Genomic DNA, 11758 nt, shown 5'->3' with positions numbered 1-11758 from the left:
GTACGGACGCGGGGTCCGGGAAGTAGCTTCGCCTCCGCCGATGTCGACCCGTCCTTCTCGCGCGCTCCTCTTCCTGGCGTTCCTGTCCACGGCGGCCCAGGCCGCTCCGGAATCCGCCCCCGGGCTGACCGCCTCGCCCGTGCTGCCCACCGCTCCGGCCCGGGCCGCCCTCCCGGCGCCCGCGCCCCGCCGCACCGTGCTGCTTTTGGGTGACAGCCTCATCGCCACGGGCTTCGGGGAGTACCTCCAGAACCAGCTGGCCGCGCACCCGGGCATCCGCTGCGAGCGCCGCGCGAAGTCCTCCACGGGCCTGGCGCGCCCGGACTTCTTCGACTGGCTGGAGGTCGGTCAGCAGGAGGTCCAGGAGCACCAGCCGGACGTCGTGGTGGTCATCCTGGGCGGCAACGACGGGCAGGCCCTGCACACGCGTCAGGGGCGCGCCACCGTGGCCTGGGGCAAGCCGGACTGGCAGGGCGAATACCGCCAGCGGCTCACCGACTTCGTCACGGCCATCTCCGCGCCGGGCCGCAAGATTGTCTGGCTGGAGCTGCCCGCCACGGGCCGCCAGCGCTTCGAGCAGAAGCTCACGCTGATCCGCGACCTGCAGCGGGAGGTCATCGCCGGGCGTGGAGACGCCGTGCACCTGGAGACGCGGCCCTACTTCACCGACGCGCGCGGCAAGGCGCTGAAGCAGGCCCGCGTGGAGGGCTTCCGCAAGCCCATGCGCCTGCGCATGACGGACGGCGTGCACTTCACCGTGGCCGGCGGCCGCTACTTCGCGAACAAGGTCTATCCGGAGGTTCTGGGCGTGCTGGGCCTGGAGGCCCCGTCTCCAGACGAAAAGCACACCGCGCGCCCCGCGCCCGTGAAGCCGGCGATGCAGGTCGCCGCCCCGGCGACGTCAGCGGCCCCGTAGCCCCTGTCAGGAGTGGCGCGGCCAGGAGTCCTCGTTGCCCGCGTCCGGACGCAGCCTGCGCACGGCGCGCAGGAGCAGCTCCTCGTCGCGCGGGTTGGCCAGGAAGCCGCGCGCGTTCAGCTTGCGCGCCCGGTCGAAGCCCTCGTCGTCGTTGGTGCCGTGCACGATGAGCTCGCCCTCGATGTGGACCTCGCCCGCGAGCAGCCCCTCCATGGCCTGGAGCGGGGCCAGCACCACGTCGTTCGCGCGCGTATGAAGCACCTCCAGCGGCGTGGCGACGCGTGACGGGATGCCGTTGCGCGCGAGCGTGCGGGAGATGAGCACCGCGGTGACGGGCGGCCAGCCGTAGAGCATCAGCGGCGGGTGGGGCACGGCGGGGCGGCGCGGCTCCGGCGAGGACTCGGACGTCTCCCGGATGCCATAGAGGGCGCTGAGCGCGCGGGACAGGGCGCTGTCGGAGGCCAGGTGCGGCTCCACGCGCGCCTTGCCGGACACGGCGCGCACGTCATCCACCGCGTCCAGCGACAGCGGCGCGGGCACGGCCAGGTGCAGGACCTCCTTGTCCTCGCGCGCCTCCAGCCGCAGCGGCACGACGCCGTACTGCCGGGCGATGCGCGCGGGCACCAGCTTCGTCAGCGACCGGTCCAGCGGGTGCCGGTCCAGGTCCACGGCGTCCACGTCGAACTGGACGGCCAGCCCCCGCAGCACGTCCGCCTCCGTGCACACGCCCTCGCTCACCAGGGCGCGTCCCAGCGGGACATGGACCTCGTGGTGGTGCACGAGCCCCAGCCGCAGCTGGCCTTTGTCCACCACTCCCAGCTCCAGGAGGATCTCCCCCAAGGGGCGTCTGGATCCGATTTCCATGCCCCCTCAACGTGGCAACCCGCCCCGCACGCGACGACGGTCGGACGGGGGCCCGTCCGGCCGCCCGCCCTCAAGCGCGGTGAAGGGGGAAGAGCGCTTCGTAGGCTTCCGGCTTGAAGCCCACGGTGACGGCGTCCTTCGTGACGAGCACCGGGCGCTTCACCAGCTTGCCGTCCTTCGCCAGCCACTCCACCAGCTCCGCGTCGGAGGCCGCGTCCACCTTCTGCTTGCCCAGGGCCCGGTAGCTCTGGCCGCTGGTGTTGAGCCACTTGCGCACGGACACGCCGCTCTTGGGAATCCACTGGCGCAGCTCCGCCACGGTGGGCGGCTGCTCCACGATGGGCCGGACGCGGTGGGCCACGCCCCGCGCCTCCAGCCACTTCAGCGCCTTCCTGCAGGTGTCACAGCCGGCGTACGCCAGCACGAGGATGTCGTCGGACATGCGCGGGCTTCTACCAGACCGCCCGCCGCGAGCAGGCCTCCGAGTGCTTGCCTTCCCGCACGCAGGGCAGGCAGGCCGCCGCGCCCGGGACCCTGCCCCCCGGGGCGATGAAGCGCATTCTTTCCGAAGCCATCCCATTCCCGGAAAGGAGCCGCATGGAGGGCACTCGCGCCGACCCCATCCCCACGCTGGAGGAACCGCTGGAGGTTCCCGCGAAGCGGCGGCGGGGCTGGTGGATTCCAGGGGTGGTGCTGCTCGCCGTGCTGCTGGCGTTCATCTTTTCGCGGCACAACGAGGAGAAGCAGTTCCTGGAGCTGCTCAAGCAGGCCCGGCCCGCGTGGCTGCTGGTGGCCGCCGCGTTCCAGGTGGGCACCTACCTGTGCGTCGCGGGCATCTGGTGGATGGTCCTGCACCGGGCGCGCATCAAGACGTCGCTGTGGTCGCTGGCGCGGCTGTCGCTCATGAAGCTCGCGTTCGACCAGGTGATTCCCACCGGCGGCGTGGGCGGGTCGCTGCTCGTGGGGCGGGGGCTTCGCCGCGAGGGCGCGAGCCCCGGCACCGCCGCGGGCGCGGTGCTGCTCACGGTGCTGTGCTTCTACATCGCGCAGGCGCTGGGCGTGGGCGCCAGCCTGTACTTCCTCTGGCGCCGCTCGGAGCTCAACGAGTGGATCCAGTGGCTCGTCACCGGCTTTGGCGTGGTGGCGTTGATCATCCCCCTGGGCATCCTCTGGGCCACGCGGCACCGCGAGTGGAAGCCGGGCCGCTTCGCGCGGCGCATCCCGTCGCTGGGCACGCTGCTCAAGGCCATCGCGGAGGTGCCGCCCGGCATGCTGCTCAACCCGGGGCTGCTCGCGCGCGGCGTCGTCCTGCAACTGGCCGTGTACGTGCTGGACGCGGCCACGCTGGGCGCCATGCTCCGCGCCATGGGGCAGACGGTGCCCCTGAGCACCGTGTTCGTCAGCTTCATGGTGGCCTCCATGGCGGAGACGGTGTCCATCATCCCCGGCGGCGTGGGCACCTACGAGGCCGCGTCCGTGGGCATGCTCAACCTCTTCGGCGTCCCGGTGGAGGCGGCGCTCGCGGGCACGCTGCTCCTGCGCGGCTTCACGCTCTGGCTGCCGCTGTTGCCCGGGCTGTACCTCCTGCGCCACACCTTCCGCCGCCGCCCCGTGCCTGGCGGCCAGGCAGGCTGACTTCACGGCAGGTCGAGGCGCGCTTCACCCGTTCGTGACGGCTTCCCGTGGCCACCCGTCTTGCGCGATGGTTCGCTCCAGCGTGGACGACACCGGAAGCGAGAACGAAGCACTCATGAACCTGGGCCCGGCGCTGTTCCTCCACCCCGGCGTGAAGGTGCGCCCGTGCGAGTGGGGGATGGGCGTCTTCACCGACGTCTTCATCGCCGCGGGCGAGCTCATCGAGGAGTGCCACTACCTCAAGGTCCCTCAGCGCCTGTGCCGGGGCGAACCGCTCGACGACTATGTTTTCGAGATTCGTTGGCACCGCCACGAGCAGCACCGCTATGGGAACTGGGTCGCGCTCGTGATGGGCTACGGGATGATCTACAACCACGCGAGCGATCCCAACGCGGAGTACGGCCGCGCGGAGGACCGCGATGTGTTCCGTTATCACGCACTGCGGGACATCCACCCTGGTGAGCAGATCTTCATCTCGTACGGTGAGAATTGGTGGAAGGCGCGGGGCGAGGAAGTCCCTCCCTGAGTCGTCCCCACACCGTGTGCGCACCTGACAGGCGTGGACGCACTTCATGCCCCGTGAGGAGGGCTTCTTTGTCGGGCAAGCGCGGAAACGCCCGGAAATGAAATCCCCCCTGTCCGCGTGGGGAGCAACCGTTACAATGCTGACCGCCTGTGCGCCGGTCGTCTGTCAGGCCGCGCGGGTGCGAGGAATGCCAGACATCATGCCACTGCGTCGTTTCTACCTCTCCTCCGCTCTCGTGCTGTCCGCCTCCGCCTGCACCGGCAACATCGGTGGGCAGGACGCGGCACCTGAGAGCGCGGCGGCGCCCGCGCGCGTGCGCCGGTTGACGCGCGACGAGTACAACAAGTCCGCCGCCGCGGTGCTGGGCACGGAGGTGGACATCGCCCAGGGCTTCGCGGCGGAGGACACCATCCTGGGCTTCTCCACGCACGAGCGGCTCCAGGTGACGTCGCTCCTGGCGGATCAGCTGGACACCGCGGCGGTGACGCTGGCGGAGCAGGGCAAGTCACAGCTGAGTGACCTGTACGCGTGCCCCAAGGGCAAGACGCCGGATGAGTGCGCGCGGTCCTTCATCCAGAAGGTGGGTGAGCGCGCCTTCCGCCGCCCGGTGACGGCGGAGGAGGAGACGGACCTCTTGGCCCTCTTCAACCAGGGCAAGCAGGGCGGGACCATGGAGACGGGCGCGGAGCTGGTGCTCCAGGCGCTCTTCTCCTCCGCGTCGTTCCTGTACCGCACGGAGCTGGGCCCGGAGACCGCGCGCAAGGGCCAGGTCGTGGAGCTGACCCCCTACGAGGTCGCCTCGGAGCTGTCCTTCATGGTGACCGGTGGGCCGCCGGACGCCACGCTGCTCGCGTCCGCCAAGGCCGGCTCGCTGTCCTCGCCCGACGAGCGCGAGGCCCAGGCCCGGCGCCTGCTCAAGACGGAGGCCGCGCAGAACAAGCTGCGCCAGTTCTTCATTGAGTGGCTGGGGCTCAACGGCCTGGCCAAGGTCAACAAGAACAACCTCGTGTACCCGGACTTCAGCGTGGACTTCCGCGACTCCATGGTCCGCGAGCGCGACGCCTTCATCGACTCCATCGTGAAGGACCACTCGGGCTCCGTGGAGGAGCTCATGGGCGCGAAGTACTCGTTCGTGGACGAGACGCTGGCCAACTTCTACGGCGGCCTGGACCGCACCAACGTGGATGAGAACACCGGCCTGGGCCGCGTGACGCTGCCCCCGGAGCGCCAGGGCATCCTCACCCAGGCGGGCGTGATGGCCACGTACGCCCACTTCGACTCGTCCTCGCCCATCAAGCGCGGCAAGTTCGTGCTCACGCGCCTGTTGTGCCGCACGGTGCCCGCGCCGCCGGCCAACGTGTCCACCATTCCCCCGGCCCTGTCGGAGGACGCCACCACCCGCGAGCGCTTCGCGGCGCACACCAACAACCCGAACTGCGCCAGCTGCCACAAGACCATCGACCCCATGGGCTTCGGCATGGAGGACTTCGACGGCCTGGGCCAGCACCGCACGGTGGAGAACGGCCGCACGGTGGACGCCAGCGGCGCGGTGATCGCCAAGGACGGCACCACCAACCTGGGCAGCTTCACCGGCGGCGCGCAGCTGGCGCGCTACCTGACGACGAGCGAGGAGCTGGCCAACTGCGTGCCGCTGCAGCTGGTGCGCTACGCCATGGGCCGCGACGAGCACGCCTCGGACACGGAGCTGCTGTCCGCCATGCGCACGGGCCCCTACCGCTCGGACCACCTGAAAATCACCGAAGCGCTGGTCAGCCTGGTGCGCTCGGCTTCCTTCACGCAGCGGCGTCTGCCCACCCGTTGAGCTTTGACTCCCATGCCCCGCGACTTCTCCCGACGCAGCATCCTGAAGCTCCTGTCCGGCACGGCCATGGCGGCGCCCTTCGCGCACCTGCTCACCAGCTCCGTGGCCGAAGCGGCGGACGCCGCGCCCCTGCGCTTCATCGCCCTGTTCACCCCCCACGGCTTCCTGCCGGAGTACTGGACGCCCAAGGGCAGTGACACGGGCTACGACATCAACTTCGAGAACTCCGTCCTCCAGCCGCTCCAGCGCCACCGCGACAAGCTCCTGGTGCTGGACGGCCTGGACTACCGCGTCCTCTACGAGCACGGCCGCACCGGCCACGAGGGCGGCCCCGTCACCTTCCTCACCGGCAGCCAGGTGGAGGTGTCCAGCGGCGACGAGCTGCCCTCCGGCCCGTCCCTGGACCAGGTGATTGGCAACACCATTGGCGGCGTCACCCAGTTCCGCTCGCTGCAGCTGCACGCCTTCGAGCAGTTCGGCGCCCAGCACGTCTACAACAGCATCTCCTTCACGGAGAACGGCTCGCGCGTGCCGTTCGAATTGAACCCCGCCAACGTCTACAAGCGGCTCTTTGCCAGCCTGGGCGGCTCCCCGGCGGAGGCGCAGGCCATCCTGACCCGGCGCAAGAGCCTGCTGGACTACCTCGTCAAGGACGCCACCCGGCTGAAGTCGCGGCTGGCGGCCGCGGAGGGCACCAAGCTGGACACGCACCTGGCGGCGCTGCGCGACATCGAGCGGCGGCTCACCCACACCGGCGCGCTCAACTGCGCCCGGCCGGAGGCGCCTTCGGAGAGCGACCTGGGCGACATCAACAGCATGCCCGCGCTCACCGAGCTGCACATGGACCTCATCGCCCGCGCGTTCGCGTGTGATTTGACGCGCGTGGTGACCATGACCATCCCCGGGTCGTCCATGCCGTGGATTGGCATTGACGAGGACATCCACAACGACATCGCCCACCGCACGGACACCCAGTCCGAGCCGGCGCGCACCGAAATCCGCCTGCGCATGGTGCGGGTGCAGCGGTGGTACGCCGAACAGGTGGCCCGGCTGATGGACACGCTCAAGTCCATCCCGGAGGGCAGCGGCACGGTGCTCGACAACACCCTCATCCTGTGGGGGAACGAGCTGGGGGACGCCGCCGGCCACATGAACGTGTCCATCCCCACGGTGCTGGCGGGCGGCGCGGGCGGGAAGTTCCGCATGGGCCGCATGCTGTCCCTGCGCCCCGGCAAGGATCCGCTGGACACGTGGCCGGGCCCGGGCAGCCCGCTGCCGGGCGCGGTGGCGCACAACAAGCTGCTCACCTCCATTGCCCAGGCCTTCGGCGTGAACGTGGACCGCTTCGGCCACCCGGACTACGTGGGCACGCTGCCCGGCCTCACCTGAAGCCGGTAGGGCAGGCCTGAAAAGACAACGGGAGCGGACCCCTGGGGCCCGCTCCCGTTTTTCGTTTCAGGGACAGACAGCGGTGGGGACTACCCGCCGAGCGCGCCGTTGATGAGGGGCGCGAGGATGCTCATGCCCGCGTCCTCGTTGTTGTAGTTGTTGGCGGGCTCGTAGATGCGGATGCGCTGGTTGTTGTTGATGAAGCGCGACAGGAAGACGTCCATGGGGATCATCTCGCTGTGGCAGGCCCAGGACTGCCACGGGCTGTCGATGTACTCGTACCAGTACTTCTTCTCCATCCGCTGGCAGGCGTGCGCGCCCACGAAGGTGATGATGGTGCTGCAGTGGCTGGCGTTGATGGCGCGCTGGTGCGGGATGAAGTAGCTGAAGTTGTTGTACTTGTTCAGCTCCGTCACGAACGCATCCTGGTCCTGCTTCCAGTACGCGTGGATGGACGCCTCGTCGTTGGGCGTCTTGAAACGCTCATACGAATAGCGCGAGTAGTTGTAGTCCATCGTGTAGCCCGTGTACGCGAGCTGGTCGTTCGGGAACTCCGTGGCCACCATCTTGTTGATGGAGCCCATGTCGCTGATGTTGAAGCTGGCCGGCAGCTGGCTGAACACGGAGTCCAGGTTCCACGACGAGCGGATCTGGTTGTGCAGCGAGCGCGACAGGGAGTTCGCGTTCGGCGCCATGAAGATGGGGCCGGAGTCGTTGATCATGTATCCCTTGGCCGGGTTGATGGCCTTGCGGATGAAGTAGTAGCCGGCGGAGGTGGACGTGCCGCCCGCGCTGTAGCCCGTCACCAGCAGCTTCTGGACGCTGGGGAACTGCTGCTTGGCGTAGTTCGCCGCGGCCAGCGTGTTGTTGTAGCCGTTGTGGTACCAGGTCAGCGGCGCCTGGCCGCCGGTGGTATCCGTGTAGACCTTGGCGTTGTTGCCAATGTGCACGTCGCCCGTGCAGTAGGGCAGGTAGACGATGTTCCAGCCCTTGGTGACGATGTCCTTGCGGTCGCGGAAGGGCAGGCCCGGGTCCGCGCCGTTGACGATGGGGGACACGTACTTCGCCGTGAACTGCGTCATGTAGTCGTCGGCGATGCCGTTGGGGTTCGCCGCGCCCAGGATGCCCAGGCGGCCGCTACAGGAGTCATAGTCCCAGCACGCGCCACCGCCCTCCATCATGAAGAGCACGTTGGGCGAACCCGTCTTGTGCACGAAGAACTTGTACTGAGAGCCGTTGCCACACTTCAGGCCGGGCAGCGCCACCTTCTGCCAGGGGTAGGTATTTCCGCCGTCCACCAGCACGTCGACGATGCCTTCCACCAGCACTTCGGCATGCGCGGCGCCCACGGGGGCGGAGAGGGCCAGAAGGCTCATCCAGAGAAAACTTCTCATGCGGCTTCCTCCAAGAGGGGGAGTTCGAGTGGGGTTGCGGCCGCGGATGATACGTTTTTGTTTATCAGCCGGAAGCAGGGAAACTTCGCTTGCGGTGAAAATAGTGAATTCCGCGTAGAGTGGAGCATTCCATCTGAAAGGATTGTAATTGTCACTGCGCGTCAGCCAGGGGTTGGGAATTGACGCGCCGGGACATGTTTTAAATGTATCAATTGCGCGCCGCGTCGTTGTGAGGGCATGGCGTGGGTTGCGGCGGGTGCGGGGCGCGCGGTATGGCCTTGGGCATGAGCACGCACGCGCGATGGAAGCTGCCCCTGGGCACGGCGGGAGTCCTGGTCCTGGCGGTGGGGGCGTGGCTTGTCTTTGGCGGGCAGGCTCCGGAGGACACCGCGCCGTCCGCGCCGCCCGCGACGGTGACGCAGGCCCCTTCGCCGCCGCCCGTGTTCGCCTCCACCCCGGCGGTGCCCCGCTCGAAGGACGGCGGGTTGGACCTGGTGGGCGCGGCGGCGGCGCAGGTGCAGGCGGCGCCCCCGGATGAAGAGCCCGCCCCCTATCCGGTGGACCTGGAGGCGCTGCGCGCGAAGCTGCCGGGCAACCTGTACTTCGAGATGGACGCGCCCACGAAGGACCCGGCGGAGCTGAGCCGCCGCGAGGGCGTGAAGGCCAAGTGGAACGCGCTCTACGGCAAGGTGCTGTCCAACGAGGCGTCCGAAGAAGAGGTGCACCAGTACTACGAGCACCGCCGCCAGGTGTCCGAGGACGCCATCGCCTTCGCCACCACGATGCTCCAGGACTACGGCGACAAGCTGCCGTCCGAGCACCGGGGCCTGTTGGAGCTGAGCGTGAACATGCACCGCACGCGCCTGGCGGAGATTCCCCGCCAGGAGTCGGACGCGCTCGCGCGCCGCGAGGCCCACGCCCAGCGGCAGAAGGAGTGGCGCGCGGGCGGCGGCCGTCAGCCCTGAAGGGACGCGTCCGCGCCGGGGAAGGTGCGGATGAGCGGGGAGCGCACGGCGGACGAGGCCACCCACAGCTGGTGGGAGGCGCGGGTGACGGCGACGTGCAGCCTGCGGCGGGCCTCGTCGTCCGCGGGGTAGGCGCGCGCGGTGACGTCCGGCAGGACGACGTAGTCGAACTCCAGGCCCTTCACGTTGTCCACGTCCGTCACGTCCACGCCGGGCTCGAAGGAGAAGTCGCCCTCCAGCACCAGCCGCGCCCAGGGCATCTCCCGGATGACGCGGTGGAAGGACTGGGCGGCCTCGCGGCTGCTGGCGATGACGCCCACGGACGCGTGCGGCTCGCGCAGCACCAGGTCGCGCAGGGCGTCTCCCAGGAAGAGCCACGCCTGGGCTTCGTCCGGGAAGTGGTGGAAGCCCACGGGCGCGCCCTCGCGGCCGGCCTTCGCGGCGTTGGACGGGGACTGCGTGCCCAGCACGTGCTGCGCCAGCTCCACCACCGGGCGCGGGCAGCGGTAGGACACCTGGAGCCGGCAGGTGGCGGCGTCGCGGATGCCCAGCTCCTCCAGCGCGGCGTCCCAGCCGGCGAAGCCCGTGGTGGTCTGCTGCACGTCGTCCCCGGCCAGCGTGCAGCTGCGGCTGTCGCCGAGCAGCTGGCTGACGACGAAGAGTTCGAAGAGGGAGAAGTCCTCCGCCTCGTCCAGCACCACGTGCGCCAGCCGCTCCGCGCCCAGCGCGCCCCGCTGCGCCTTGAGGAACATGAGGATGGGCAGGTCGTCCGCGTCCACCGTGCCCGCGAGCGCGTCCGTCGTGTCCGCTTCAATCGCGCGCCCGTCCACGGTGACGAGCCGGTCCTCGTCGAAGCCCTTGTACTGGCGCGACAGCGGCGTGGCCGTCTGGTGCTTCGTGTGCTCCAGCACCTCCGCCACCACGGTGCGCGGCAGCTCTCCCTTCGCGTCCTCCACCACGGCCTCCAGGAAGGCGCGGTCCAGGTACGCGTCCGCCAGCTTGATGCGCAGCCGGTCCAGCGTGGGGGGCAGGGGCTTGCCCTTGAACACGGGCAGGCGGCCGGCCAGCGCGCGGCGCAGGGCGGGGTGGCGCTTGAAGCGCGACACGAGCGCGGGCGTGTCCGGGGACAGCTTGATGCCGGGCACGCTGAAGGCGCTCCTCGCGGTGGCCAGCGACCACGACTCCAGCGTCTCCACGGACACCTTGCCCAGGCCCAGCGGCGCGAGCAGCCGGCGCGTGAGCCGGGCCAGGCCCGCCTCCGGGACGACGACCTGGGTGCGCGCCTGCGGGTACGTCTTCGCGTCGTCGAAGACGACCTTGGCCAGCCGGTGCAGGGCCACCGTCGTCTTGCCGCTGCCCGCGCTGCCCAGCACCAGCAGCGGCTGCTCCGGGCCGGTGCTGACGGCGGCGTACTGCTCCGCGTCCAGCAGCGCCGTCACGCCGAAGGCGTCCTCCACGCGCGTCTCGCCGCGGCCCACGCCCAGGAAGCCCGGACGCGCGGCGGTGCCGGTGCCGCCCGCGAGCACGGAGGTCGCGTCGCGCCCGCGCGCGTGCCAGCGGCCCTGTGAATCGCGCTGGAGCAGGTGCGGGCCGGTGCTGATGCGGGTGAGCACGCCCTTCTCGATGATGACCAGGCGGCGCGCCTCCACCTCGCCCTCGGAGAGCCGGTCGCCGAAGTACTCCTCGAACGCGTCGCCCTCCTCGTAGTTGTAGAAGACGCGGGCCACCGGGGCGAATCTCCAGTCAATCACGCGCACGCCGGCGGCGAGGTTGGCGAAGCTGGTGCGCCCGAGCAGGTAATCGCGCGCGCCCGTGGGGCCGGACAGGCGCAGGTGCGCGAAGTAGGGGGCGTTCGCGTCCGGCAGCGGCACGGACTCCTGGCGCTCCAGCATGGAGCGCACCTCGTTCATCTGGGTGAAGACGTGCGGCAGGTCCGCGGCGTGCGCCGTGGTGGCGTCGTCGCGCAGCACCGCCAGCTGGGCCATGAGCCCCTGCGTGTCCAGCGTGCGCCCCGCGGCCTGGCGGCGCGCCTCCGCCAGCGCCTGCTGGACGCGGGAGAGCAGGGCCTCCTCCTCGGCGATGAGCGCGAGCGCCTCGGGCGACAGCTCCTGGCCGGCCATGACGTCTTCCTTTCCGCTACGTGGGCGTTGGTGGCCGTGCAAGGTGAACGCTGGCCTGCGCCGGGTCAACCCGTTGGATTTCCGGGCCGTCTTGCTAGATTGAGGATCGCGGTCAGGGCTCCAACCC

General features: G+C 69.9%; 10 protein-coding genes. 6 read left to right on the top strand and 4 right to left on the bottom strand.

Annotated features, from left to right (window positions below):
- Nucleotides 1–40 precede the first annotated feature (40 nt).
- Entirely contained in the window at nt 41–916 is an 876-nt protein-coding gene (locus tag D7X55_RS25955) for a DUF459 domain-containing protein (RefSeq protein ID WP_121724482.1), read from the top strand.
- Nucleotides 917–922: 6 nt separating this feature from the next.
- Here D7X55_RS25955 and D7X55_RS25950 read toward each other — a convergent pair whose 3' ends face one another.
- Nucleotides 923–1780 carry a general secretion pathway protein GspE gene (locus tag D7X55_RS25950; RefSeq protein WP_120546233.1) on the bottom strand — a complete coding sequence of 286 codons (858 nt, stop codon included), beginning with the start codon at nt 1778–1780 and terminating at the stop codon, nt 923–925.
- 70 nt (nt 1781–1850) lie between these two features.
- Nucleotides 1851–2222 (bottom strand): Spx/MgsR family RNA polymerase-binding regulatory protein, encoded by a 372-nt coding sequence (locus tag D7X55_RS25945; protein WP_120546232.1) that lies wholly within the window; start codon nt 2220–2222, stop codon nt 1851–1853.
- Nucleotides 2223–2377: 155 nt separating this feature from the next.
- Here D7X55_RS25945 and D7X55_RS25940 point away from each other — a divergent pair, with 155 nt between their 5' ends.
- The 4 genes from D7X55_RS25940 to D7X55_RS25925 all read left to right on the top strand — a co-directional run bounded on the left by D7X55_RS25940 (nt 2378) and on the right by D7X55_RS25925 (nt 7152).
- A complete protein-coding gene (locus tag D7X55_RS25940) occupies nt 2378–3415 on the top strand; it encodes a lysylphosphatidylglycerol synthase transmembrane domain-containing protein (RefSeq protein WP_120546231.1) in 1038 nt (345 codons plus the stop codon).
- Between the two features lie 82 nt (nt 3416–3497).
- Nucleotides 3498–3941 (top strand): SET domain-containing protein-lysine N-methyltransferase, encoded by a 444-nt coding sequence (locus tag D7X55_RS25935; protein WP_233610064.1) that lies wholly within the window; start codon nt 3498–3500, stop codon nt 3939–3941.
- Nucleotides 3942–4140: 199 nt separating this feature from the next.
- Nucleotides 4141–5763, top strand: a complete 1623-nt coding sequence (locus D7X55_RS25930) for a DUF1592 domain-containing protein (protein WP_233610063.1) — start codon at nt 4141–4143, stop codon at nt 5761–5763.
- Between the two features lie 12 nt (nt 5764–5775).
- Nucleotides 5776–7152 carry a DUF1552 domain-containing protein gene (locus tag D7X55_RS25925; RefSeq protein WP_120546229.1) on the top strand — a complete coding sequence of 459 codons (1377 nt, stop codon included), beginning with the start codon at nt 5776–5778 and terminating at the stop codon, nt 7150–7152.
- A gap of 89 nt (nt 7153–7241) precedes the next feature.
- On the opposite strand, the gene D7X55_RS25920 is transcribed toward D7X55_RS25925, so the two are convergent.
- Entirely contained in the window at nt 7242–8528 is a 1287-nt protein-coding gene (locus tag D7X55_RS25920) for a pectin acetylesterase-family hydrolase (protein WP_279637351.1), read from the bottom strand.
- 302 nt (nt 8529–8830) lie between these two features.
- Between D7X55_RS25920 and D7X55_RS25915 the strand changes: the two genes are divergently transcribed.
- Nucleotides 8831–9511 (top strand): hypothetical protein, encoded by a 681-nt coding sequence (locus D7X55_RS25915; RefSeq protein WP_120546256.1) that lies wholly within the window; start codon nt 8831–8833, stop codon nt 9509–9511.
- Here the strand turns inward: D7X55_RS25915 and D7X55_RS25910 are convergent.
- A complete protein-coding gene (locus tag D7X55_RS25910) occupies nt 9502–11631 on the bottom strand; it encodes an ATP-binding domain-containing protein (RefSeq protein WP_121724481.1) in 2130 nt (709 codons plus the stop codon). The genes D7X55_RS25915 and D7X55_RS25910 overlap by 10 nt on opposite strands.
- Nucleotides 11632–11758 lie beyond the last annotated feature (127 nt).

The sequence above is a fragment of the Corallococcus sp. AB049A genome (genome assembly GCF_003668885.1).
GTDB classification, from domain to species: domain Bacteria; phylum Myxococcota; class Myxococcia; order Myxococcales; family Myxococcaceae; genus Corallococcus; species Corallococcus interemptor.
Note: the sequence above shows the minus strand (reverse complement) of the source record. Positions and strands in the feature narration are given on the sequence as shown.

What these genes read in the sequence shown, in the direction of transcription:
- D7X55_RS25915 (WP_120546256.1), top strand. Translation starts at nt 8,831, where the DNA reads ATGAGCACGCACGCGCGATGGAAGCTGCCCCTGGGCACGGCGGGAGTC.
- D7X55_RS25910 (WP_121724481.1), bottom strand. Translation starts at nt 11,631, where the DNA reads ATGGCCGGCCAGGAGCTGTCGCCCGAGGCGCTCGCGCTCATCGCCGAG.
- D7X55_RS25925 (WP_120546229.1), top strand. Translation starts at nt 5,776, where the DNA reads ATGCCCCGCGACTTCTCCCGACGCAGCATCCTGAAGCTCCTGTCCGGC.
- D7X55_RS25920 (WP_279637351.1), bottom strand. Translation starts at nt 8,528, where the DNA reads ATGAGCCTTCTGGCCCTCTCCGCCCCCGTGGGCGCCGCGCATGCCGAA.
- D7X55_RS25955 (WP_121724482.1), top strand. Translation starts at nt 41, where the DNA reads ATGTCGACCCGTCCTTCTCGCGCGCTCCTCTTCCTGGCGTTCCTGTCC.
- D7X55_RS25950 (WP_120546233.1), bottom strand. Translation starts at nt 1,780, where the DNA reads ATGGAAATCGGATCCAGACGCCCCTTGGGGGAGATCCTCCTGGAGCTG.
- D7X55_RS25945 (WP_120546232.1), bottom strand. Translation starts at nt 2,222, where the DNA reads ATGTCCGACGACATCCTCGTGCTGGCGTACGCCGGCTGTGACACCTGC.
- D7X55_RS25930 (WP_233610063.1), top strand. Translation starts at nt 4,141, where the DNA reads ATGCCACTGCGTCGTTTCTACCTCTCCTCCGCTCTCGTGCTGTCCGCC.
- D7X55_RS25940 (WP_120546231.1), top strand. Translation starts at nt 2,378, where the DNA reads ATGGAGGGCACTCGCGCCGACCCCATCCCCACGCTGGAGGAACCGCTG.